18 protein-coding genes and 1 other annotated feature are annotated in these 21,997 nt (G+C 37.7%); of the genes, 10 read left to right on the top strand and 8 right to left on the bottom strand.

Translation table 11 applies throughout. From position 1 onward, the window contains the following. Positions 1 to 19: 19 nt before the first annotated feature. The 3 genes from thiM to thiE are packed head-to-tail and all read left to right on the top strand — an operon-like array spanning position 20 to position 2,233. Positions 20 to 787, top strand: coding sequence for a hydroxyethylthiazole kinase (gene thiM, locus CD31_RS13820; protein WP_036078367.1), 768 nt, complete (start codon positions 20 to 22; stop codon positions 785 to 787). Next, positions 775 to 1,599 (top strand): bifunctional hydroxymethylpyrimidine kinase/phosphomethylpyrimidine kinase, encoded by an 825-nt coding sequence (gene thiD, locus CD31_RS13825; RefSeq protein ID WP_036078369.1) that lies wholly within the window; start codon positions 775 to 777, stop codon positions 1,597 to 1,599. The genes thiM and thiD overlap by 13 nt, the downstream gene beginning before the upstream one ends. Then, on the top strand, positions 1,589 to 2,233 hold the full coding sequence (gene thiE / locus CD31_RS13830) for a thiamine phosphate synthase (RefSeq protein WP_036078371.1): 645 nt from the start codon (positions 1,589 to 1,591) through the stop codon (positions 2,231 to 2,233). The genes thiD and thiE overlap by 11 nt, the downstream gene beginning before the upstream one ends. A 70-nt stretch (positions 2,234 to 2,303) precedes the next feature. On the opposite strand, the gene CD31_RS13835 is transcribed toward thiE, so the two are convergent. The 5 genes from CD31_RS13835 to ezrA form a co-directional block, all read right to left on the bottom strand. Further along, positions 2,304 to 2,522, bottom strand: coding sequence for an alpha/beta-type small acid-soluble spore protein (locus CD31_RS13835; protein WP_004226165.1), 219 nt, complete (start codon positions 2,520 to 2,522; stop codon positions 2,304 to 2,306). Between the two features lie 144 nt (positions 2,523 to 2,666). Continuing rightward, positions 2,667 to 3,878, bottom strand: a complete 1,212-nt coding sequence (gene thiI / locus CD31_RS13840; RefSeq protein WP_016991572.1) for a tRNA uracil 4-sulfurtransferase ThiI — start codon at positions 3,876 to 3,878, stop codon at positions 2,667 to 2,669. Beyond that, positions 3,879 to 5,036: a cysteine desulfurase family protein gene (locus CD31_RS13845; RefSeq protein WP_036078374.1), complete on the bottom strand. Its 1,158-nt coding sequence runs from the start codon at positions 5,034 to 5,036 to the stop codon at positions 3,879 to 3,881. Between the two features lie 105 nt (positions 5,037 to 5,141). Continuing rightward, positions 5,142 to 5,606: a GNAT family N-acetyltransferase gene (locus CD31_RS13850; protein ID WP_036078377.1), complete on the bottom strand. Its 465-nt coding sequence runs from the start codon at positions 5,604 to 5,606 to the stop codon at positions 5,142 to 5,144. Between the two features lie 90 nt (positions 5,607 to 5,696). Further along, entirely contained in the window at positions 5,697 to 7,397 is a 1,701-nt protein-coding gene (ezrA, locus tag CD31_RS13855) for a septation ring formation regulator EzrA (protein ID WP_016991574.1), read from the bottom strand. Between the two features lie 163 nt (positions 7,398 to 7,560). On the opposite strand from ezrA, the gene hisJ reads away from it, so the two are divergent. Beyond that, complete coding sequence (gene hisJ / locus CD31_RS13860) at positions 7,561 to 8,355, top strand: histidinol-phosphatase HisJ (protein ID WP_016991575.1); 795 nt, start codon at positions 7,561 to 7,563, stop codon at positions 8,353 to 8,355. A gap of 25 nt (positions 8,356 to 8,380) precedes the next feature. Then, positions 8,381 to 8,860: a GAF domain-containing protein gene (locus CD31_RS13865; RefSeq protein ID WP_036078379.1), complete on the top strand. Its 480-nt coding sequence runs from the start codon at positions 8,381 to 8,383 to the stop codon at positions 8,858 to 8,860. Between the two features lie 83 nt (positions 8,861 to 8,943). On the opposite strand, the gene CD31_RS13870 is transcribed toward CD31_RS13865, so the two are convergent. Continuing rightward, positions 8,944 to 10,827, bottom strand: a complete 1,884-nt coding sequence (locus CD31_RS13870) for a sensor domain-containing diguanylate cyclase (RefSeq protein WP_036078381.1) — start codon at positions 10,825 to 10,827, stop codon at positions 8,944 to 8,946. Between the two features lie 468 nt (positions 10,828 to 11,295). Between CD31_RS13870 and rpsD the strand changes: the two genes are divergently transcribed. The 3 genes from rpsD (at position 11,296) to CD31_RS13890 (ending at position 14,982) form a co-directional block, all read left to right on the top strand. Next, on the top strand, positions 11,296 to 11,898 hold the full coding sequence (gene rpsD, locus CD31_RS13875) for a 30S ribosomal protein S4 (RefSeq protein ID WP_016991579.1): 603 nt from the start codon (positions 11,296 to 11,298) through the stop codon (positions 11,896 to 11,898). Between the two features lie 934 nt (positions 11,899 to 12,832). After that, positions 12,833 to 14,038, top strand: coding sequence for an iron-containing alcohol dehydrogenase (locus CD31_RS13885; protein ID WP_036078383.1), 1,206 nt, complete (start codon positions 12,833 to 12,835; stop codon positions 14,036 to 14,038). Positions 14,039 to 14,178: 140 nt separating this feature from the next. After that, complete coding sequence (locus tag CD31_RS13890) at positions 14,179 to 14,982, top strand: cobalamin-binding protein (protein WP_036078385.1); 804 nt, start codon at positions 14,179 to 14,181, stop codon at positions 14,980 to 14,982. 51 nt (positions 14,983 to 15,033) lie between these two features. Here the strand turns inward: CD31_RS13890 and tyrS are convergent, their stop codons facing one another. Next, a complete protein-coding gene (tyrS, locus tag CD31_RS13895; RefSeq protein WP_016991583.1) occupies positions 15,034 to 16,302 on the bottom strand; it encodes a tyrosine--tRNA ligase in 1,269 nt (422 codons plus the stop codon). An 84-nt stretch (positions 16,303 to 16,386) separates the two neighbouring features. Then, positions 16,387 to 16,595 (bottom strand) — a binding site (T-box leader). Positions 16,596 to 16,697: 102 nt separating this feature from the next. Here tyrS and CD31_RS13900 point away from each other — a divergent pair. Further along, complete coding sequence (locus tag CD31_RS13900; protein ID WP_016991584.1) at positions 16,698 to 19,730, top strand: transglycosylase domain-containing protein; 3,033 nt, start codon at positions 16,698 to 16,700, stop codon at positions 19,728 to 19,730. A gap of 136 nt (positions 19,731 to 19,866) precedes the next feature. After that, positions 19,867 to 20,748 carry an NAD-dependent epimerase/dehydratase family protein gene (locus CD31_RS13905; protein ID WP_036078389.1) on the top strand — a complete coding sequence of 294 codons (882 nt, stop codon included), beginning with the start codon at positions 19,867 to 19,869 and terminating at the stop codon, positions 20,746 to 20,748. A 109-nt stretch (positions 20,749 to 20,857) separates the two neighbouring features. On the opposite strand, the gene CD31_RS13910 is transcribed toward CD31_RS13905, so the two are convergent. Then, entirely contained in the window at positions 20,858 to 21,988 is a 1,131-nt protein-coding gene (locus tag CD31_RS13910) for an acetylornithine transaminase (protein ID WP_036078517.1), read from the bottom strand. Positions 21,989 to 21,997: the final 9 nt, after the last annotated feature.

A 21,997-nucleotide genomic window follows, 5' to 3' on the forward strand; every position in this document is an offset into this window, starting at 1 on the left:
TCCCAAAAGGAGGACTACAATGATTTTTCAAACAATTCGTCAACAGCAACCACTTATCCATTGCATCACCAATTATGTAGTGGCAAATTTTCAAGCAAATGGTTTATTAGCGATAGGTGCTTCACCAGTAATGGCCGATGACTGTCAAGAGGTAGAGGAAATGGTAGCGATTGCTCAAGCATTATTAATTAATATCGGAACACTCAATGATCGCACAAAAAGTGCCATGTTATTAGCAGGTATAAAAGCCAATGCACTTGGTATTCCTGTTATTTTAGATCCTGTCGGAGTTGGAGCCACAACTTATCGTAAGGAAACCGTAAGACATTTACTTGAGAATATACAATTTGCCGTGATTCGCTGTAATCTCGGCGAGCTTGCAGCAATAGCTGGTGTAGATTGGCAACAAAAAGGTGTCGATAGTGGGCAAGGCACTATCGCAATGGAAGTAGAAGCCACATCATTAGCTCAACGCTATCAATGCATTGTTATTGTAACGGGAGAGCGTGATTTTATAACTGATGGCAAGCATAGCCAATGGATCGCTGGTGGTCATCCACAAATGACAGAAGTTACGGGTACAGGTTGTTTACTTAGCGCAATTTGTGGTGCAGCCTATAGTGTAAGCCATAGCCCTTACCAACAATTAATGGAGACCCTTACTTACTATAAAAAAGCAGGTGTACTAGCATCAGCATTTACTGCAGACATTGGTGATTTTCAAATAGCTTTCCTCAATGCTATACATCGTTTGTCAAAGGATGGTGCAGCTTCATGCATATTGTAACGACAATCGCCGGGTCAGATTGTGGGGGCGGTGCAGGTATACAGGCTGATTTAAAAACATTTCAGGAATTAGAAGTGTTTGGTACTTCTGTGATTACTGCTTTAACTGCACAAAATACATTGGGTGTATCAGGTGTTTGCCCAATTGACGTTTCCTTTATAAAAAAACAATTTGAAGCCTTAGTAGAAGATTTTCCAATAGCTGCGATTAAAACAGGAATGCTTTATTCGGCGGATATTATCAAAGCCATTGCACGCATGATCGATGAGCTAAACATTCCACTGATTGTTGATCCAGTGATGATCGCAAAAGGAGGAGAAAGCCTGTTACAGCAAGAAGCTATCAATGCCTTATGCTCAACTTTACTACCACTTGCTACGGTTGTTACGCCCAACATACCCGAAGCAGAGACACTTACAGGGAGAACTATTCAGCATTTTGAAGACATAAAAGACGTAGCTCAAAGCTTGTTACAGCTAGGTGTACAATGTGTCATCATTAAAGGTGGTCATTTAGCAAATCCACTTTATGCTATTGATTACGTATTTATCAAAAATGGACCTTCTTTTTCGATGCAGTCTCCTCGAATCCAAACAAAAAATACGCACGGTACTGGATGTACATTTTCGGCAGCACTTACTGCTTTTCTTGGGCGAGGATTTGCTATGGAAGAAGCTATTATTGAAGCTAAAAAGTTTATCCAATTAGCAATTATGTATGATTTATCGATTGGAAATGGTCATGGACCCACTAATCATTTTGCTTACCAACAGTATAAGGATGCCTGTGAGGTGATGATTCATGAAACGTGAGGATTTGCAGCTTTATTTTATTATGGGTACCAGCAACGTGCCTCCTCAACAACAACCTATCTATATCTTAGAAAAAGCCTTACAAGCAGGCATTACGATGTTTCAATTTCGTGAAAAAGGCCCTCATGCATTAACTGGACTTGCCTATGAACAATTTGCACGCCAATGTCAAAAACTATGTCATCAATATAATGTACCCTTTATCGTAAATGACGATATTGAGCTAGCGATACGACTGGAAGCTGATGGAGTTCATATCGGGCAAGATGATTTTCCTGTAGGTGAAGCTCGTAAAAAAATTGGGAACATGATTCTTGGTGTTTCTGTCCATTGCGAGGAAGAATTACAAATAGCTATTAACCATCAAGCTGATTATGTTGGGATCGGTCCAATCTTTCCAACATCCTCTAAAAGTGATGCACGACCACCATGTGGTACATCTTTTTTACAGCAGGCTCGTTCTCTTCATCCTGAATTACCGATTGTAGCAATTGGTGGAATAAACTGCACAAATGCACAAACTGTATTTCAAACTGGGGCTGATGGTGTTGCTGTAATTTCAGCTATCTGTGAAAGCGAAGATGTTGAGCATACAGTAAATACATTTAGATCTTTATCTTGTATAAATAAATGAACAATAAACAAACTAAAACCAGTGCCTTTTACGGTCACTGGTTTTAAGTTTATAAATGCTTAATCAGCATTTATTGGTTGTTGTTTGGCATACCTTTTAATTGAGATTCTGCCATTTGTACAAGACGTTTAGTGATTTCACCACCAACGGAACCGTTGGCACGAGCTGAAGCTTCAGCTCCTAATTGAACACCAAATTCTTGTGCAATTTCGTATTTCATTTGATCTAGTGCTTGTTGTACACCAGGTACTGCAAGCTGGTTTGAACTACGGTTGTTGTTTGAAGCCATGTTTCTCACCTCCTTGTGAATATAGAATGTGCGATATTAGATTTTTAATACAAAAAAATTAGAGGTAAATTGTACCTCCATTGGAATAACGATATCCATGCAAAAAAGCCGTCTCAAAACGGCTTTGAGACGGCTTTTAAATCCTTATAGAAGATCTGCAAATTTATCTTGCTGTTGTTCTTCTTTCTTAGGGAAAATATAGACCTCGCGATTTTTCACTGCTCGCTCGATCAATTCATCAAAGTCAGAAAAGCTTTCATAATGCTCAACCTTTTCAAGCTTTGGTTTTGTTTTTGGACTTGCTGGTGTAAAAATCGTACAGCAATCTTCAAATGGCTGAATAGATGTTTCGTATGTGCCGATTTTTTCTGCAATATCAATGATTTCGAGTTTATCTGATGAAATTAACGGACGCAAAATAGGTGTGTTCGTTACAGCATTAATCGCTGTTAAACTTTCAAGTGTTTGACTCGCTACTTGCCCAAGACTTTCGCCTGTTACAATGGCAAGTGCCCCAATTTCCTCACGCACCTGATCAGCAACCTTCAACATCATTCGGCGTGTTGTAGTCATCGATACGTTAGAAGGTACTTTTTCTTTAATAAGAACTTGTATTTCAGTAAAAGGAATGACATGTAAACGAATACTAGCACCGAATTTTGTTAATTCATTGGCAAGCACTTTAACTTTTTCCAGTGAATTTTGGCTTGTATAAGGTGGACTAAAGAAGTGAATTGCCTCTAATCGCACACCACGCTTCATCATTAAATAACCTGCGACAGGGCTATCAATACCGCCAGATAGCATTAATAATGACTTCCCATTCGACCCTACAGGCATTCCACCTGCACCAGGAATGACTTGTGCCATCATATAAGTTGCATCGTGGCGAACTTCTACGCGTAGCTCAATATCAGGCTGCTTCACTTTGACAGATAAATTTTGAAATTGCGGTAATACATAGCCTCCGATCTCACGTTGAATGGCGTGAGATTCTAAAGGAAATGTTTTATCAGTACGTTTTACCTCTACTTTAAAAGTATGTTGCTCGTCTTTAAATGTCTCCATAATCGTGATAGCGAGCTTTTTCATACTGTCCATATCTTTTTCACATGCAGCTACAGGGCTAAATGATTGAATTCCAAAAATTTTAGGTAAGCCTGTAATTAGCTTTTGCATTTGTGCTTCGTCTTCTATGGCAATAAACATACGGTCGCGTTCTGTGCGAATATGCAATTGACCTAAATCTGCAAAGGCATGACGAATATTTTCACGTAAGCGGCGGATAAAATCCATTTTGTTGCGACCTTTTGTAGAAAGCTCACCATATCGAATTAAAATTTCTTTCCAAATCATTTACTTATTTTCTCCTTTGAGTTCCAACATTACTTCTGCTAGTACTTGTTTAAAGTTTTCTATATCTTCTATTGTGTTATGTGCGCCAAAGCTAAGGCGAATTACGCCTTTCTTATAATGCTCGTCAAGGTGAAGTGCCTCGACAACATGACTTGTTTTCGTTTGCTTGGAAGAACACGCACTTGATGTTGAGACAATGACACCACGTTTTTGCATAGCATTAATAATAACTTCCCCTTTTAAATCACGAACACTAAATGACACAATATGTGCAGCTCCCTGTGGGGTTGATAAAATATGCACTGCTTCGCCATAACTTTCTAGTTGAGTTCGGATTTCATCGTGCCATTGACGGTAATTATTTGCGCGTTCGTTCATTGTTTCAACAGCCAGTCGAGCCGCTTTCGCTAAAGCAACAGCTTGGGGAACTGCTACAGTACCACTGCGCATACCAAATTCCTGACCTCCACCAAGCGCAAAAGGCTGCCATCTTATAGGTTTACGGAATGCTAATACTCCTGAGCCTTTAAAGCCATGAATTTTATGACCCGAGATAGAAATACAATCAGGTCCTTCTTCTTCTTCTTTAAAGGATATTGTTAATTTCCCAAAGCTTTGCACAGCATCAACATGAAAGGCTGCACGACTCATATCATGAATCATTTTTGCTGCTTCCTTTATAGGCTGAATCGCACCCATTTCATTATTCACATGCATGATGCTAACTAATATTGTGTCTTTTCGTATTTTAGTACGAAGCTCGTCTAGAGAAATCACTCCATTTTGATCAACACGAAGATACTCAACATCATAGCCTTCCTTTTCAAGTTGCTTCATTGTTTCTAACACGGATGGATGTTCAATTTCAGTCGTTAAAATATGCTTTCCTATATGCGTATTACTACGTGCTATGCCAAAAATAGCTGCATTATTTGATTCTGTACCACCTGAAGTAAATAGCACATTTTTTGCCTCTGTCTGCAAAATATCTGCTACTTGCTCACGCGCACGCATTAATAAATCATTTGCTTCAACACCCATAGCATGGATAGAAGCAGGGTTGGCATAATACTGCTCATTCACAACCATAAATGCCTGCATAACCTCTTTTAAAGGCTTAGTTGTTGCACTATTATCAAAATAAATTGTATTAACCATAACTTTTCACACACTTTCAAAACGTTGATTTAACGGTATTTATCATAACGCAATCTTTGGCGATTGACCACTAACTTTAACGATTCTTTCAATTTTAATGATATCCTACATTTTCAGCATTGTGACAAACTCTGTTGGTGTACTAAATTCGATCGCTTTAACAAAACCTAATTTTTCATAAAGATGGATTGCTCTCTTATTAAATTGGGCCACTGTTAAACGTAGCGGTAGATGATGTTCTTCTTGAACTGTTTGTACAATAAACGAAAAAAATGCCGTTCCTAATCCTTGACCCGTTAGATTTGGCTTCATACCAATTCCAATATCTACACAGCATTCTACGTATGCCCCGACATCTTGTCCTTTTGGTACTTGTGCTGCCGTACCTGTACAATAATAGCCGATTAATTCACTCTGATTATTAATCATCGCAAAGTAAGGATTATCAAGCATTTCTTGAACATTGTCATCTGATAATTCATTATTGTAAAAATCGTAAGGTGCTACATATTGCCATTGTAAAATTTCACTTGCGAACTGTTCATTCATTTCTTTGATTGCCAGCTTCATAATGAATCACATCCTAATCTAAGCAATAAATAGAAAGCTGTCTAAAAAGTAATCGCTATACTTTTTAGACAGCTCAAAAGGTTATTTAAATTATTTTGCTGTGAATTCTTCGGCAACCATTTCTTGAATACGCTTTAAGGCACCTGGCTCCATTTCTTCCACTGCAGTACCTGCTTCTTCTAAAGCCTTTGCATAACGGAATTGGTGGAAAGCATCTTCTGCTTCTCTTAAACGTCCATTCAATTTTGGGTTTGACGCACGGTGGCGATTACCGTACTGAATAATACGCTCAATGAGCATCACATTTTCTATTAACTCATGTGCCTTTGCTTTAACATCCTCTACACAAAGTGTTGCTGCATTTAGATTATTATGAACAGTACCCATATTAAGCGGTACTTCTTGCAAGCTTTGCATGACAACATAGATGTGCTCTGCTGCCTCATCAAGACGTGCATCCATCTCCTCAGGAATTCCAGGAATATTTGCCTTGTTTAATAAACGATCAGTATCCTGTAATATTTTCTTTAAGTTTTCGACTTGAGCGCGTGCCTTATTTTCATCTATTCGAAGTTTCTTCATTGTATTTGATAGATGACCTTGTTCCTCATGAATTCGTTCAAGCTCTTCACTAATTTCGATTAACTCTTCCTGTAAGCTAGAATAAGCCGATTTTTCTTCCCTAACTCGCATAGCTAATAGATCATAGCGACGTTGCAGTGCTTCCAATTGTTTTAAAGCAGCTTTTGGAATTTCTGCATCCTTTTCATTTAAATGATAACTTTGCTGTACATAAGTTGCCTCGTCATTCACTAATTTTGTTGAAGAAATGACATTGGTGATAGAACTTAATAAACGATCACAATTTTGATCTACATAATTTTTAGCAATAACTTCTTTTTCAAGTAAATCATAAAAATGATCGATTTCTTCATTTATTTCTGTCACACGAGGTTTCACAACTTTTAAATTCAGCTCTGCAAGTTCCTGTTTTAATGCATCAAATTCTTTTTCATATTTATTAAGTGCCTCTGTCAATTCTAAATGCTGTAAATAGTACGATTGGTCTTCCATTTCACGCTGACCATTACGCAATTCCTGAACCGCACCTGGTAGCTTTACTTGAATTTCCGTTAAAATACTTGGAACATCATTAATATATTCGAATGTCTGCTGGGATTCTTGATTTAAGCTAATGACTATTTCTCGTGCTTGCAAATAATTACCTTCATTTGTCAGTACATCGAACTCTTCAAATTTTTGAACAAATGTCTCTAGCTTCTTCTCTAATGCAGGTAATGCTACACCGAATGAATGCTGATGAGCCAGCAATGTTTTTCTCGCAGAGCGATAGTATTCTTTTAATTGTTCGATTTCAATTCGATTTTTTTCTTCGCTGCCAATTAATTCATTCAGTTCTTCTAAAATTTTATTTTTATCTTGGTCGCATTTTTCAATGTAATCTTCAATTTCACGTTCTATTAAAGTTGCCCTTTTAAAACGAAGTCGATTAATTTGATCCTCAGCATCAAATAGAAGAGAATCTATTTTCGTCATATGTACGTCGATGACTTCATCCCAAGTATTGCGCCATCGTTCAAACATTTCTTCCGTTTCACCGTTCATGTTTAAAGATTTTACTTTTGAAATTTCTTCATTTATAGGATTATGTTGTATTTGTAATTTTTCATTTTCAAGTTTTGCAATAATTGCAACATGTTTTCTTCGCATCATAAATCCTACTATGGCTAAAATTAATAGTAGGATAATCGGAATGATGATATACTCCATCGTAAGCCTCCTATTCTACAATAAACGAATTGGCTAGTTGTATTTATTATATACTATGTTTTCGCCTTTTGTACTAAAATTTAAGTGTTTTTCAGAAAACTGTATTTTCGCTATTGTGAAATATTTAAATAGCGTATCTATAGAGCTAAAGGAGTGGTAAATTATGAAACGTGATGGGCATATACATAGTCCTTTTTGTCCACATGGTACTACGGACTCATTCAACCAATATATTGAAAAAGCGATTTCTCAACATTTCACAGATATAACATTTACAGAACACGCCCCATTGCCTAAAAGTTTTGTCGATCCAACCCCACAACAAGATAGTGGCATGAATTCCGATGATCTCATGCCTTACATTGAAGAATTGCAGCATCTGCAACAACAGTATGCACAGGATATTCGCATCCGCATCGGACTAGAAGTTGACTACATCCAAGGCTACGAACAAGAAACTCGTCAATTCCTTGATACATATGGACATTTTTTAGATGACGCTATTTTATCAGTTCATTTTTTAAAATGGCAAGATACCTTTGTATGTATCGACTTTTCTTCTGAATGCTTTATTGATTTTTCAAAAAAAGTTGGCTCTGTTGAACAGGTTTATGATTTATATTATGATACAGTCCTACAATCGATTAAAGCAGATCTTGGTCCTTACAAACCAAAACGGATTGGGCACCCATCGCTTATTCATAAATTTCAACTAGCGCACAACGAAAAAATCAATGACACCCCACGTATCAAAGAAATATTAGACAGCATGAAATTCGCGGGCTATGAATTAGATTTAAATAGTGCTGGTTTAAGTAAACAATATTGTCAGGAGCCCTATCCACCATTTGCCCTTATCAATTATAGTCAAGCTATTAAACTACCATATGTATTTGGTTCAGATGCACATAGCGTAGAAGACTTACATCAACACTATAACGTTATATTACCAATATAAATAACTTTTAAACGAGGTGCTTAGTATGTTTACACAAATTAATTACGAAGGATCAATTGCTGACCAATATCTGACATTGTCAAAACAATTAGATGCACTATTAACTGGCGAAACCAATCAAATCGCCAATTTAAGTAATGCCTCTGCTCTGTTAAATCAATTTTTAACGAACATTAACTGGGTTGGTTTCTATCTTTTACAGGAAAATGAGCTTGTGTTAGGACCATTCCAGGGCCTGCCTGCCTGTGTTAGAATCCCTATTGGGCGTGGTGTTTGTGGTACAGCTGTGGCAACAAGAGAAACAGTTGTTGTAAAAGATGTACATGATTTTCCAGGGCATATTGCCTGTGATGCTGCATCGCAGTCTGAAATTGTTATACCGCTAATGAAGCAAGGTGAAATTCTTGGTGTGTTAGATATCGATAGTCCTATTGTGAATCGATTTTCAGCGGAAGATCGCAATGGCTTAGAGGAATTTGTTAAAACACTCCTTAATCATTTATAATACAATATTAAAAATTGCCCTGAAATGTTTTATATTGTCATTTCAGGGCAATTTATTTAAACAACCATTTACATTTATCAAACCTATGAATTCGTTTGGTACGAACCATTGTGAGTACAAAAGCGATTTTTCCCGCTATTTTTCGCTTCATACAAGGCGGTATCGGCATGCAAAAACACAGATTGGAATGCTGGTCGATCTCGCTCATCCCATGTTATAAGACCCGCAGAAATGGTTACTTGTGGATCTGTGGCACTTGGGATGACTTCCACAATGGTTGATGCTAATTCTAAAGCTTCTTTTTCATCGATGTTAGGCACATAGACAGACATTTCTTCTCCACCCCATCTTGCACATATCCCACGACTTCCAATAGTCTCTTTTAATTGAACCGCAATCTGAACAAGAATTTTATCTCCAACTTGGTGACCATACGTATCATTAATACGTTTAAAATTATCAATATCAATTAACAAAAACATACCCGATTGATCATATTCAAGTGATTTTTCTACAAACTGATCGAGGTAACTGCGGGCATACAGTTTCGTTAAATGATCCAAATCGACCATTTCCTGTAGCTGTGTTCGTAAAATTGAGTTTGCAATGGCTAATGATGAGTGGTGAATTAAAGATTGCATTAATTTGAAACTATCGAATGAAAAGAAATATGGCTCTTTATGTAAAACAATACTGAAACCATTAATCTTTTCCTCCATAAGTATAGGAATCGCCATAATCGAGCGATACTCAATTTGATTAGGAGTTAGACGGCTGAAATCTGCAACAAATAGTGGATCATTCGTTTGAGCAAAGTGCTGTTCAACATGTTTTATATAACTTTGACCATTTTCTGAATGGAACAGGGAGGTACTTGCACCTGTTATTTCAAATGTATCATGTTTTTTAAATGCGAAACAAACTTCCATTGGCTGAAAGGATTTCAGTAACTGCTTTTGTAGGAAAAGTAACATTTCATGAATGTCAATTCGCATATTTAAACGATGCGAAGTTTCATTGATGAGTTGTAAATCACTTACGAGGCGATGCGATTGATGATATAATTTTGCATTTTCAAGAGCATTTCCTGAAGCTTGTGCAAGCATCCGTACAAAATCTTTTTCGGTTGTTGAAAAAAGATAAGTGGTGGGAGCACTTACTTGCAAGATGCCATAAATAGCTTGCCTGCCCTTAATCGGTGCATTTAACAACCGACAATTTAAATCGCTCGCTAGCTCTGTGGTTAACTCTCCTGATACAAAGGCTTCAATTGTAGCAGGTCTTTCTGATAAATAATCAAAAAGCTTAATATCGATGGTCGTGTGTCGATCTTGATCATTCGATAAAATAAGCTCCACATTAAACTCAGGAAAATTATCCCGTATATTTTTTAATACATTTTCTAAAATTAAATCAATATCCATTGTTGAATGAAATAAATCAGTCATGTTATATAGTTTTCTATATTGGTCTTCATTTATTTTGACATCTAAATTGTCTTTAATCATTTGAAGAACCTTTGAAAGTATTTCTATACACTCTTCACCATACTCCGAGGTCATAAAGTCTGTCCAAGACTCTGTTGCCTCCACAAGTAATACACCAATGGGATTTTTGCCCTCTGCTTGGAAAAGCACCATATCTGTCATCATTGAATAGGCCTGTCTTGCTTTCAATATATAAGGAATTTTCACTACTTTTTGTTGATAAAAACTAGCTTCGATCATCAGCCATGACACAGCATTTAGCTTTGTTTCAATTGTTAATGAAGCCATCTCTTCTATTGGGATTAAGGAATTACCTTCAAAACTAAGAAAAGCAGCATTATCAATTTTCAAGCGCTTCTTTAGAAACTGTTTCAATGAACAAAAATACCCATTAAAACTAGTTTGTTCTTCATAAGAACTCACCCAAAAGCTCAAAACATCAGATTTTATATATTTTAGCGTTTGTAAATGGTCTGTCATGAAATCACCTTTTCTATATAACGTCCAAATCAATTACTATTAACTTATAATATATTATACATAATTTGTGTCATTTTGACTATGTAATTATCCCTTACTTTTACAATTTACATAACACAGCGTATCATTAACTATTCCCATATTATTAAAAATAGGTAGTGAGGAATTTCCTACTATGTTCTTTTATATTTTTTTACTAGCTAATAATTGACGTCCTTGTCCTAAGCAGTTACAATGGAGGTTGTGTAAAATAAACGCAGCAGTGGTATAAGCTTATGATTGTATTTTATTCCTCTATTTTCTGATATACAACTACTTAGATGATCAGTTATGAAAATTAGATGGTGTATTGTGTAACCTAACGGCTGCATAGGCGAAAGTACATGAAAATAAAATGCGTGTAAGAACGGGTACTACTGGTTTTTGTTTTACAACAAAAAAACCAAATTTAAAGGAGGAGACAACAATATGTCTCGTTATACAGGTCCATCTTGGAAATTATCACGTCGTCTTGGTATCTCACTAAGCGGTACAGGTAAAGAAATCGAAAAACGTCCTTACGCACCAGGACAACACGGTCCAAACCAACGTAAAAAATTATCAGAATACGGTTTACAACTTCAAGAAAAACAAAAACTTCGTCATATGTATGGTATGAACGAACGTCAATTCCGTACTCTATTTAACCGCGCTGGTAAAATGAAAGGTGTTCACGGTGAAAACTTCATGATCCTTCTTGAAACTCGCCTTGACAACTTAGTTTACCGTTTAGGTTTAGCTCGTACTCGTCGTGGAGCTCGTCAATTAGTTAACCACGGTCACATCTTAGTAGATGGCAAACGCGTTGATATCCCATCATACAGCGTAAAACCAGGTCAAACGATTTCTCTTCGTGAAAAATCTCAAAACCTTGCTGTAGTAGTAGAAGCAATCGAAGTAAACAACTTCGTACCTGACTACTTAACATTCGATGCTGACAAAAAAGAAGGTACATTCACTCGCCTTCCAGAGCGTTCTGAATTATCAGCTGAAATCAACGAAGCATTCATCGTAGAGTTCTACTCTCGTTAATCAATTTGCTCTGCAAATGATGCCAACAAAAGCCCTGAAATCCCTTGTACATCAAGGTTTCAGGGCTTTTTTATTTTTTACCATTTAATCTAAATGATTCTAACTCCTCTGAACAATCAATTCAAACCTACGTTTTTTGCTTTGAATCATTAATGCTGAAACGAATGTAGCAGCGGATGGAGTCGCTCGTTTAACTTCATGTAGAGTCAGCAATAATAAGAAGTCTAATTTACTTTCTGTAATGCCCAAAGAAGCTAACTCATTGTTTGCTACATCCAACACATAATCACTTAACCGTAACAACATTAATCACAGCTTGGCATCTTGATTTGTATCACTTGAAGAAGACATCTGAATATACGGCCCTACCCCTAATACTGGTAAATCATCTTTATGTGTGTACGTTTTCTTGCTTTTTGTCAATAAAATCACCTTTTAACTAGATTATCGAATGCAAGAATTTTTATTTCCACTAATTTCTTCAAAATGATGCACTACTTTTTTAGTGCAGACGCATTGCCCCAATTATAACTAACAATAATTTTTCTCTCTTACTATTGTGACAATTTTATGTACTTTAAAATAGCAATTACATAGTTTCAAAATAACATAATCACTACCTTTATAATAAAAACAAAATATCAGTTATTTACTATTCATTAGATCATCAAAATAGAACTGTTTTCCAAAAAATATATTTTACTTTCATAATAAAATATTTTTAAAACCTTTTTAAATTCAATATTCTACTACAAAACAACATTCCATACCCCTTTCATCGCTTTAACTTTTTTGTAAAATAATAACATGAAGAAAATTAACATTTTTAATAAAAATACGAGTTGAACTTTTACAAAAAATAGAATACGATGAATTGCGAAAGGTGGTTCACCACCATTCAAGCAATAATAATTTTTTAAAAGGGGTTGGAAATATGTCAGACGTTCTAAAGCAATTTGTTATGCCGAAAACAAACTTATTTGGACCTGGAGCAATTCAAGAAGTTGGTAAGCGCTTAAATGATTTAGAAGTGAAAAAGACATTAATCGTAACAGATGAGGGCCTACACAAATTAGGTCTCTCAGAACAAATTGCAAACATCATTACAGCTGCTGGAATTGATGTAGCAATTTTCCCTAAAGCAGAACCAAATCCAACAGATCAAAACATTGAAGATGGTATTGCAGTGTATCATGCTGAAAACTGCGATTCTATTGTTTCTCTTGGAGGAGGTAGCGCACACGATGCAGCAAAAGGTATCGGACTTATTGCTTCGAATGGTGGACGCATTCATGATTATGAAGGCGTTGATAAATCACAAAATCCACTTGTGCCATTAATTGCAATTAATACAACGGCAGGCACTGCAAGTGAAATGACTCGTTTCACCATTATTACGGATACAGCTCGTAAAGTAAAAATGGCCATTGTGGATAAACATGTGACTCCGTTACTTTCTATTAATGATCCAGAACTAATGATTGGTTTACCTCCTGCTCTTACAGCAGCTACTGGCGTTGACGCATTAACACATGCCATCGAATCATTCGTTTCTACGAATGCTACACCAATTACAGATGCATGTGCTGAAAAAGTACTGCAACTGATTCCTGAATTTTTACCACGTGCCTATGCAAATGGAGCCGATATAGAAGCTCGTGAACAAATGGTATATGCACAATTTTTAGCAGGAATGGCCTTTAATAATGCATCACTTGGCTATGTTCATGCAATTGCTCATCAATTGGGTGGTTTCTATAACCTACCGCATGGCGTGTGTAATGCTATTTTATTGCCACATGTTTGTCGATTTAATGTTACAGCACGTACAGAGCGCTTTGCTCGTATCGCTGAATTATTAGGAGAAAACGTAGAAGGTTTAAGTAAGCGCGATGCCGCTGAAAAGGCTATTACAGCTATTGAGAAATTATCACAAGATTTAAATATTCCTAGTGGCTTCCGTGAATTAGGGGCAAAAGATGAGGATATTGAGATCTTAGCAAAAAATGCATTGTTAGATGTGTGTGCTGAGACGAACCCTCGTAAAGCAACACTAGAGGATATCAAACAAATCATCACAAATGCAATGGGACCTATTGTGAAAAAAGAAGAGTCACTCGAGGCAGTTGCCCTTTCTTAATCGACGGTTTCCTATAAGCCTATGACATAGGGTGGAGAAAACAAATGTTTTCTCCACTTTTTTATGGGCTCGAAATACACACATTGTCTATCATGGAAACTCTCGCTATACTTTTCTTAAAAAGGATGGGAGAATACGATATGCGCTTAATTTCAATTTGTCCTAGTAATACAGAATTAGTTGCCTATTTAGGGCTGACAGACCAGCTCGTTGGAGTCGATGATTATTCCGATTGGCCATCAACAGTTAAAGATCTGCCACAGCTTGGGCCTGATTTATCAATTAACATGGATGCATTAGAGGCATTACAGCCTGATCTTGTTCTGGCTTCCTTGAGTGTACCAGGTATGGAAAAAAACATTGAGGCACTAAAAGAAAGAAATATTCCTCATATTATTTTTAATGCAAACTCATTAGAAGAAATTGCGCAAGATCTTCTGACCCTTGGTAAAGCTTGTCAAGTGGAGGAACAGGCAAAAACAATTGCTGAAGAGTACATGCATTCCATCGAAAAAATGTATTCGATTGCACAAACAATTTCGAAGAAGCCTACCCTCTATTGGGAATGGTGGCCAAACCCTATTTTCACTCCTGGAAAAATAAATTGGCTAACAGAAATTAGTGCTCTTGCTGGTGGCATTAATCTATTTCAAGATGTTGAACTTGCTAGTGTTCAAACAGATTGGACTGATGTTGTTGAACGCAAGCCCGACTATATCATGATGGCTTGGGTTGGTGTAGCATTTGAACGTATCCAACCTGCTAATTTATTAAAACGTCCATATGCTAAAGAGCTACATGCCGTTCAATTAGAACAGCTTCATGTAATGGAAGAATGGCTGTATTGTCGCCCTTCTCCACGACTTATTGAAGGTGCTATCAAGCTTGCAAAAATACTGCATCCTAAACAATATGAAGAAATAAAATCTCCAAGCTTTTTATGATAAAAAAACCACATCCCCTCTTTTTTGGGGATGTGGTTTTGCTCATCGAAATTATACAAATTTCACCATATGATATTTTTTCTTACCTCGACGGACAATGCTGAATGCATCCTCTAAACGATCCTTCGCATCGACTACATATTCTAAATCTGTTACCTTTTCACCGTTTACACTAATTGCACCATTTGATACATCCTCACGTGCTTGACGTTTTGAAGATGAAATGCCTGCTTCCACAAGAAGATCAACAATATTTTTGTCCTCTTTCGCCATTTCAATAGAAGGAACATCTTTAAAAGCATCCTTCATTTCTTCAGCCGACAGTGCTTTTAAATCTCCTGAGAATAAAGCTGCCGTAATACGGATAGCTTGCTCTAATGCTTCTTGACCATGTATTAAACGAGTCATTTCTTCAGCTAGCGCCTTTTGTGCCTTACGTAAATGTGGCTCCTCCTCTACAGAAACGGCTAAAGCTTCAATTTCTTCACGAGAAAGGAACGTAAAGATTTTTAAGTATTTTATGACATCTGCATCCGCAGCATTAATCCAGAATTGGTAGAACTCATAAGGAGATGTTTTCTTCGCATCTAACCATACAGCACCACCCGCTGTTTTACCAAATTTTGTACCATCTGCTTTTGTTACTAAAGGAATCGTAATACCAAAGGCTTTTGTTTCTTCCTCATGTGTTTTACGAATAACCTCTAAACCAGTTGTAATATTCCCCCATTGGTCAGAGCCACCTACTTGTATACGGCAATTGTAGTGATTATATAAATGATTGTAATCAATACCTTGAATTAACGTATAGGCAAACTCTGTAAACGAGATTCCTGTGTCAAGACGAGAAGCAATCGTATCTTTCGCTAACATGTAGTTTACGTTAATTAATTTCCCGTAATCACGTAAAAATTCAATTGTGTTTATATTTCCAATCCAGTCACGATTGTTCACCAGCTGAGCTCCATTGCCATCTTCCGCAAATTCGAAAATACGTTCTAATTGACTACGAATTCCTTGGACGTTTTTATCAATTTGCTCGACTGTTTGTAATTGGCGCTCTTCTGAACGACCAGATGGATCACCGATCATTCCTGTCGCACCACCGACAAGTAAAATCGGACGGTGACCTGCTTTTTGGAAGCGACGAAGTGTTAACAATGGCACAATATGGCCAATATGCATGGAGTCAGCTGTTGGATCTACTCCACAGTATAAAGATACTGATTGCTCATCTAATAGTTTTGCCATGCCTTCTGCATCTGTTTGTTGGTAGAGCAAACCACGCCATTCTAAATCTTGTAATAATTCGTTTGTCATGTTCATTCCTCCTAAAATGGTTAAAATTCGTTACGTGCATGGACAGATTTAAATAAAAAAAGTCCCTACACGCAAACAATTGCATGCAGGGACGTTAAGTTACAAACTAACGCGGTACCACCCAGCTTGAAGATGTCATCCACCTTCCACTTCATTCAACCGCCTTTATCGCAGGCGCGCACGTCTAAGCTCCAAGCACGTAATTCGTCTCTACATTATGACCAGTTTTCACCAACCACTGGCTCTCTAAACAGGGAATATAGACACTACTGCAAACTTTTCATCACCAGAAAACTATAAACATAATTCTATACGATTCTTTTTCAATGTCAATAACTATGTTCGTGCTAAAACAATATGTGCTATAATAGACAAGATTTTAGGAGGTCGATACATTGAAAGATTGGATTGAAAAAATCAATGCAAAGATCGATGAATTACTTGAACAAAAATGGATGAAGAAATTACGTATTTCAGGTAGTGTTACCTGGAACTTATTTTTACTATTTTTAGTCTTTGCATTGGTTGGCACTGTATTTGTCGGTTCAGTTGGAGCTGGTTATTTTGCTTCTCTTGTAAAAGAAGAACCGTTACGCTCAAAACAAGAGCTGCGTGATCAAATTTTTAGCTATGAGGAAACCAGTGAGATTTATTTTGCCAACGATATTTATATTGGGAAATTACGGACAGATTTAGATCGACGTGAAACTTCGCTTAGCAATGTGGCACCAGAGGTCGTGAATGCTGTTCTGGCAACAGAAGATGAATATTTCCGAGAGCATAATGGAATTGTACCAAAAGCGGTTATACGTGGGTTATTACAAGATGTTACAAATTCTGCTACGCAGACAGGTGGATCTACACTTACCCAACAGCTTATTAAAAACCAAGTACTAACAAATGAAGTATCCTATGAACGTAAAGCTAAGGAAATTTTACTGGCGATGCGTTTAGAGCACTTTATGACGAAGGAAGAAATATTAGAGGCTTATTTAAATATTATTCCCTATGGTCGTAACTCTTCAGGACGAAATATTGCAGGTGTTGAAACAGCTGCTGAAGGGATTTTTGGCGTAAAAGCAAAAGAATTGTCTCTTCCTCAAGCTGCGTACATAGCTGGTATTCCACAGGCGCCATTCGCTTATACACCATTTACAAATACTGGTGAACTGAAAAGTGAAGAAGCTTTGAAACCTGGTATTGATCGTATGAAAACAGTACTTTATCGTATGAAAGAAGCTGGCTATATTGACGATGCACAGTATAATGAAGCGTTAAACTATGATATTGCTGCAGATTTCCGCGGACCAGAAATGCGCGCGGAGGATCGTTATCCTTGGCTGACTTATGAGCTTGAAGCTCGCGCAAAAGACATTATTGCAGAAAAACTAGCAAAAGATGATGGGATTGACCCAGAGCGCTTAAAGTCAGAAAAAAAATTAAAAGATAAGTATACGATTTTAGCAGATCGTGATGTTCGTTCAAAAGGCTATCGTATTTACTCAACCATTAATAAAGATATGTATGATGCGATGCAAAAAGCAGCAAAGGACTTCCAGTATTATGGTCATACGTATACTGGTAAAGGGAAGGACCCTGTTACTGGTGAAGAGATTGATATTGAGATGCCAGTACAAGTAGGTAGTATTTTAATAGAAAATACGACAGGTCGCATTTTAAGCTTTGTTGGTGGTCGAGACTTTAAAACAACTCAAGTAAACCATGCAACACAAGCTTATCGTTCTAACGGTTCTACAATGAAACCTTTACTTGTTTATGGTCCTGCCATTGAGTATGGTGTAATCGGTGCAGGTAGCCCATTAGTTGACGTGAAATTCTCAATCGGTTCTTGGAGTCCAAGTAACTATATTACGAGTGATGAGAGAGGTCTTATCCCAGCACGTGAAGCTTTAGCAGATTCTCAAAACATCTCAGCGCTACGTTTATATAACGATATTATTAGTAGACGCCCTGCAGATTTATTAGTAAAAATGGGCTTCTCAAAATTACATCCAGACGATTTTACTAACCTTGCAACTGGGATCGGTGCTTTAAGGGAAGGAACTACTGTTGAAGAAAATACAAATGCCTTCGCTACCTTTGCAAATGGTGGCCAATTCATTGACGCTTATATGATTGATCGAATTGAAGACCAAGAAGGAAATATTGTTTACCAACATGAAGTAGAGCCTGTTCAAGTATTTAGTCCAGAAACCTCTTATATCGTGACAGATATGTTACGCGATGTTCTCACTAAAGGAACAGGGACAATGGCACGAAATACATTAAAATTCTCTTCTGATTTCGCTGCAAAAACAGGGACTTCTCAAGAATATAAAGATGTTTGGTTAGTTGGTTATAACCCAAATGTATCTCTTGGTGTTTGGATGGGTTACGATCAACCACGTTCACTTTATGCATTTAACAACACCTATTTACAGCCAAGCGTTCGTGTGAATAAGCTATGGGGTACTTTAATGAATGCGGTTTACGATGCGGACCCTCAGCTAATCGATCCACCAACAAGCTTTAAGGCGCCTAAAAATGTTGTAACTGCGTCATTCTGTGGCATTTCTGGCATGGCTCCTTCTGCAGCATGTGCTAGCGCAGGTCTTGTACGCTCAGATTTATTTAATGCGAAGGTATTTTTACCATCTCAACCTGATGATAGCTTAGCCTCTTCAAGTGTTGTGACGATTAAAGGAAAAACTTATAATGCGTTGCCAAATACACCAGCAGAATTTGTAAAAGCAGGTGGTGCAGGCATTAATCAAGAGTTTATTAAACGAATGTTAGGAAGACTTGGCGGTAACCCTGCTAGTCTGTTACCAAAGAATTCAACATTGTCGAATTCATCTGTATCAGCTGTTGATTTCCCAGCAGATGGTAGCCCTCCAGCGGCAGTCTCGGCTTCAGTAAATGGCTCTACATTATCATGGTCAGAGTCATCGAATGATGTTGTTGGTTATCGTATCTACAACGTTACGAATGGTGGTAATACGCTTGTAAAATCCGTACTAGAGTCAACACAAAGCATTACGGTTGCTAGTGGACAAGCTTATGTAGTGGTCGCTGTAGATATTACAGGCTTAACATCACCACAATCGAATGTTGTGTCTACTGGCGGTAGTGAAAAGGAACCTGACCCAGAGGAAAACGACCAAGAACCAATACCACCAACAACGCCACCTACGAATGGCAATGGCAACGGTTCGGGTAGTAATGGCAATGGCTCTTCTAATGGAAACGGATCTGGTAATAACGGTAACGGTTCTAATAATGGTGATGGATCTGGTAATAACGGCAATAGCTCCAATAATGGTAATGGGTCTGGAAGCAATGGTGATGGGACTGGTAACCCAGGAGATGGCTCAAACGGAGCAGACAATGGTAATACTACTACTCCATCTGAAACGTCAAGGCGATAGTCTATTATCCTCCTAGGGAAAAGCATTTGTATTAGATAATCAATTTAACAGACTTACTGCATATTACTTATAAATTGTAGTAAGTCTGTTTTTTTGTCATTATAAAGAGGACTACTATTTTGAAGGGTGGAAATATATGAACATATTGATTTTAGGAGGCACACGTTTTTTTGGAAAAAAGCTAGTGGATCTTTGTATTCAAAATGGACATAATGTAACGATTTTAACACGAGGTCAAAGTGGCAATCCATTTGGTACAAATGTTAAGCAGTTAGTAGTAAATCGTAATGATCGGGATGCGTTAGCACAGGCACTAGCCAATACAACATGGGACATTGTCTATGATAATATTTGCTATTCGCCCAATGAGGCAATAGCAATTTGCGAGATATTAAAAGAGAAAACGAAAAAGCTGGTCTTTACTTCTACTCTTTCAACATATGAGGTAGATGGTAAGGTGAAAAAGGAAGAAGACTTTGATCCATACCAATATCAAATACGCATGGGACATCAAGAGGAATTTTCTTATGGGGAAGGAAAACGACAAGCGGAGGCTGTCTTATTTAAAGAAGCTTCATTCCCAGTCGTAGCTGTACGTTTCCCAATTGTGATGGGCGAAGATGACTATACACGTCGTTTACATTTCCACGTTGAACGTATTTTGCAGAATCAGCCGATTACTTTACCAAACATTGATGCAAAGATGAGCTATATTACAGATGAGGAAGCAGCTGAATTTTTATACTTTTCGGGTGTTACTCCTATTGAGGGACCCTACAATGCTACGGCATCTGGGGCCATATCTCTCAAAGACCTCATTGCTCTAATCGAAGAAGCAAGTGGTCAGCGCGCAAAAATTTCCCTCATTGGTGGTGACGAGGAGTCCCAGTCTCCTTATGGGGTGCCTGCTGATTGGTATATGTCCAATGCAAAGGCAGAGAAGGCAGGATTTACGTTTAGTCAGCTTGAGGATTGGCTACCAAAATTAGTGTCAATATTAGTAAAACAGCTACAATAGCATTGATAATGCAAAGAATCTGCTAGAAGCTAGCAGATTCTTTGTTCATCCATTATGTCTCAATCTTTTTGCCACTGATGCTTCACTTTCATTGCTAAACTGAAGTGTATCACGGTAATATATTCTTTAAAATAGCTACTGCTTTATCAATCTCTTCCTTTGTGATCGTTAATGGAGGCAAGAGACGAATAACAGTTGGCCCTGCCCCCACTAATAAAAGGCCACTTTGTTCTGCTGCCGCGATATAAGGCGCTACTTCCGTGTCCCCACAACCAATCCCTAGCAAGAGACCCTTTCCTTGAACAGTATAGCTAGAAGGTAAATGAGCCTTTAGTTGTGCCACAAAATAGGCAGATATTTCTCGTACCTGCTGTAAAAAATCTGGCTCAAATACATGACTCAAAACGGCTTGTGCAACATTCATCGCAAGAGGGTTTCCACCAAAAGTTGTACCGTGTGTTCCCGGACTAAATGTAGCATGAAGTTCAGCAGTTCCTAGCATTGCACCAACAGGGAAACCGCCACCTAAGCCTTTTGCCAATGTTATGATATGTGGCATTAAAACAGTTTGTTCAAATGCATAACGTGTTCCTGTTCGTCCAATACCGGTTTGCACTTCATCAACAATTAGTAGTATACCTCGCTCCTTACAGACTTTTGCAATAGCTGCTGCAAATTCTGCTGATACACTATTGACGCCCCCCTCTCCCTGAATCATCTCTAGCATTATAGCTGCCACAGAATCATCAACGGTTGCTTCAAGTGCAACAGCATCATTAAATGGCAAAATCGAAAATTTTTCTACGAGTGGACCAAAGCCATTATGTACTTTGCCTTGACCTGTTGCAGACATAGCTCCAAAGGTACGACCATGGAATGATTTTTCAAATGTAATAATATGATGTTTGCCTGTATGCTTACGAGCTAATTTAATGGCCGCTTCATTAGCCTCAGCCCCGCTATTACAGAAGAAGGCATGTGAAAAGTGTGTATTAGCAATTAATTTTTCCGCCACCTTTTCCTGACCTGGTATATCAAAAAGGTTTGAAATATGCCATAGCTGTTCACTTTGCTCTTGAAGTGCCTGTACAATAGCTGGATGGGCGTGACCAAGACTCACCACAGCAATGCCACTAGTAAAATCCAAGTATTGCTTCCCTGTTGAATCCTCAACAATTGTCCCTTGACCTTTGACAATTTGTGCACGACGCTTGCCGTAGTTCTCGAATAAAACACTCATGTTATCATC

This window comes from Lysinibacillus boronitolerans JCM 21713 = 10a = NBRC 103108 (genome assembly GCF_000772935.1).
In the GTDB taxonomy this organism is placed as follows: Bacteria; Bacillota; Bacilli; order Bacillales_A; family Planococcaceae; genus Lysinibacillus; species Lysinibacillus boronitolerans.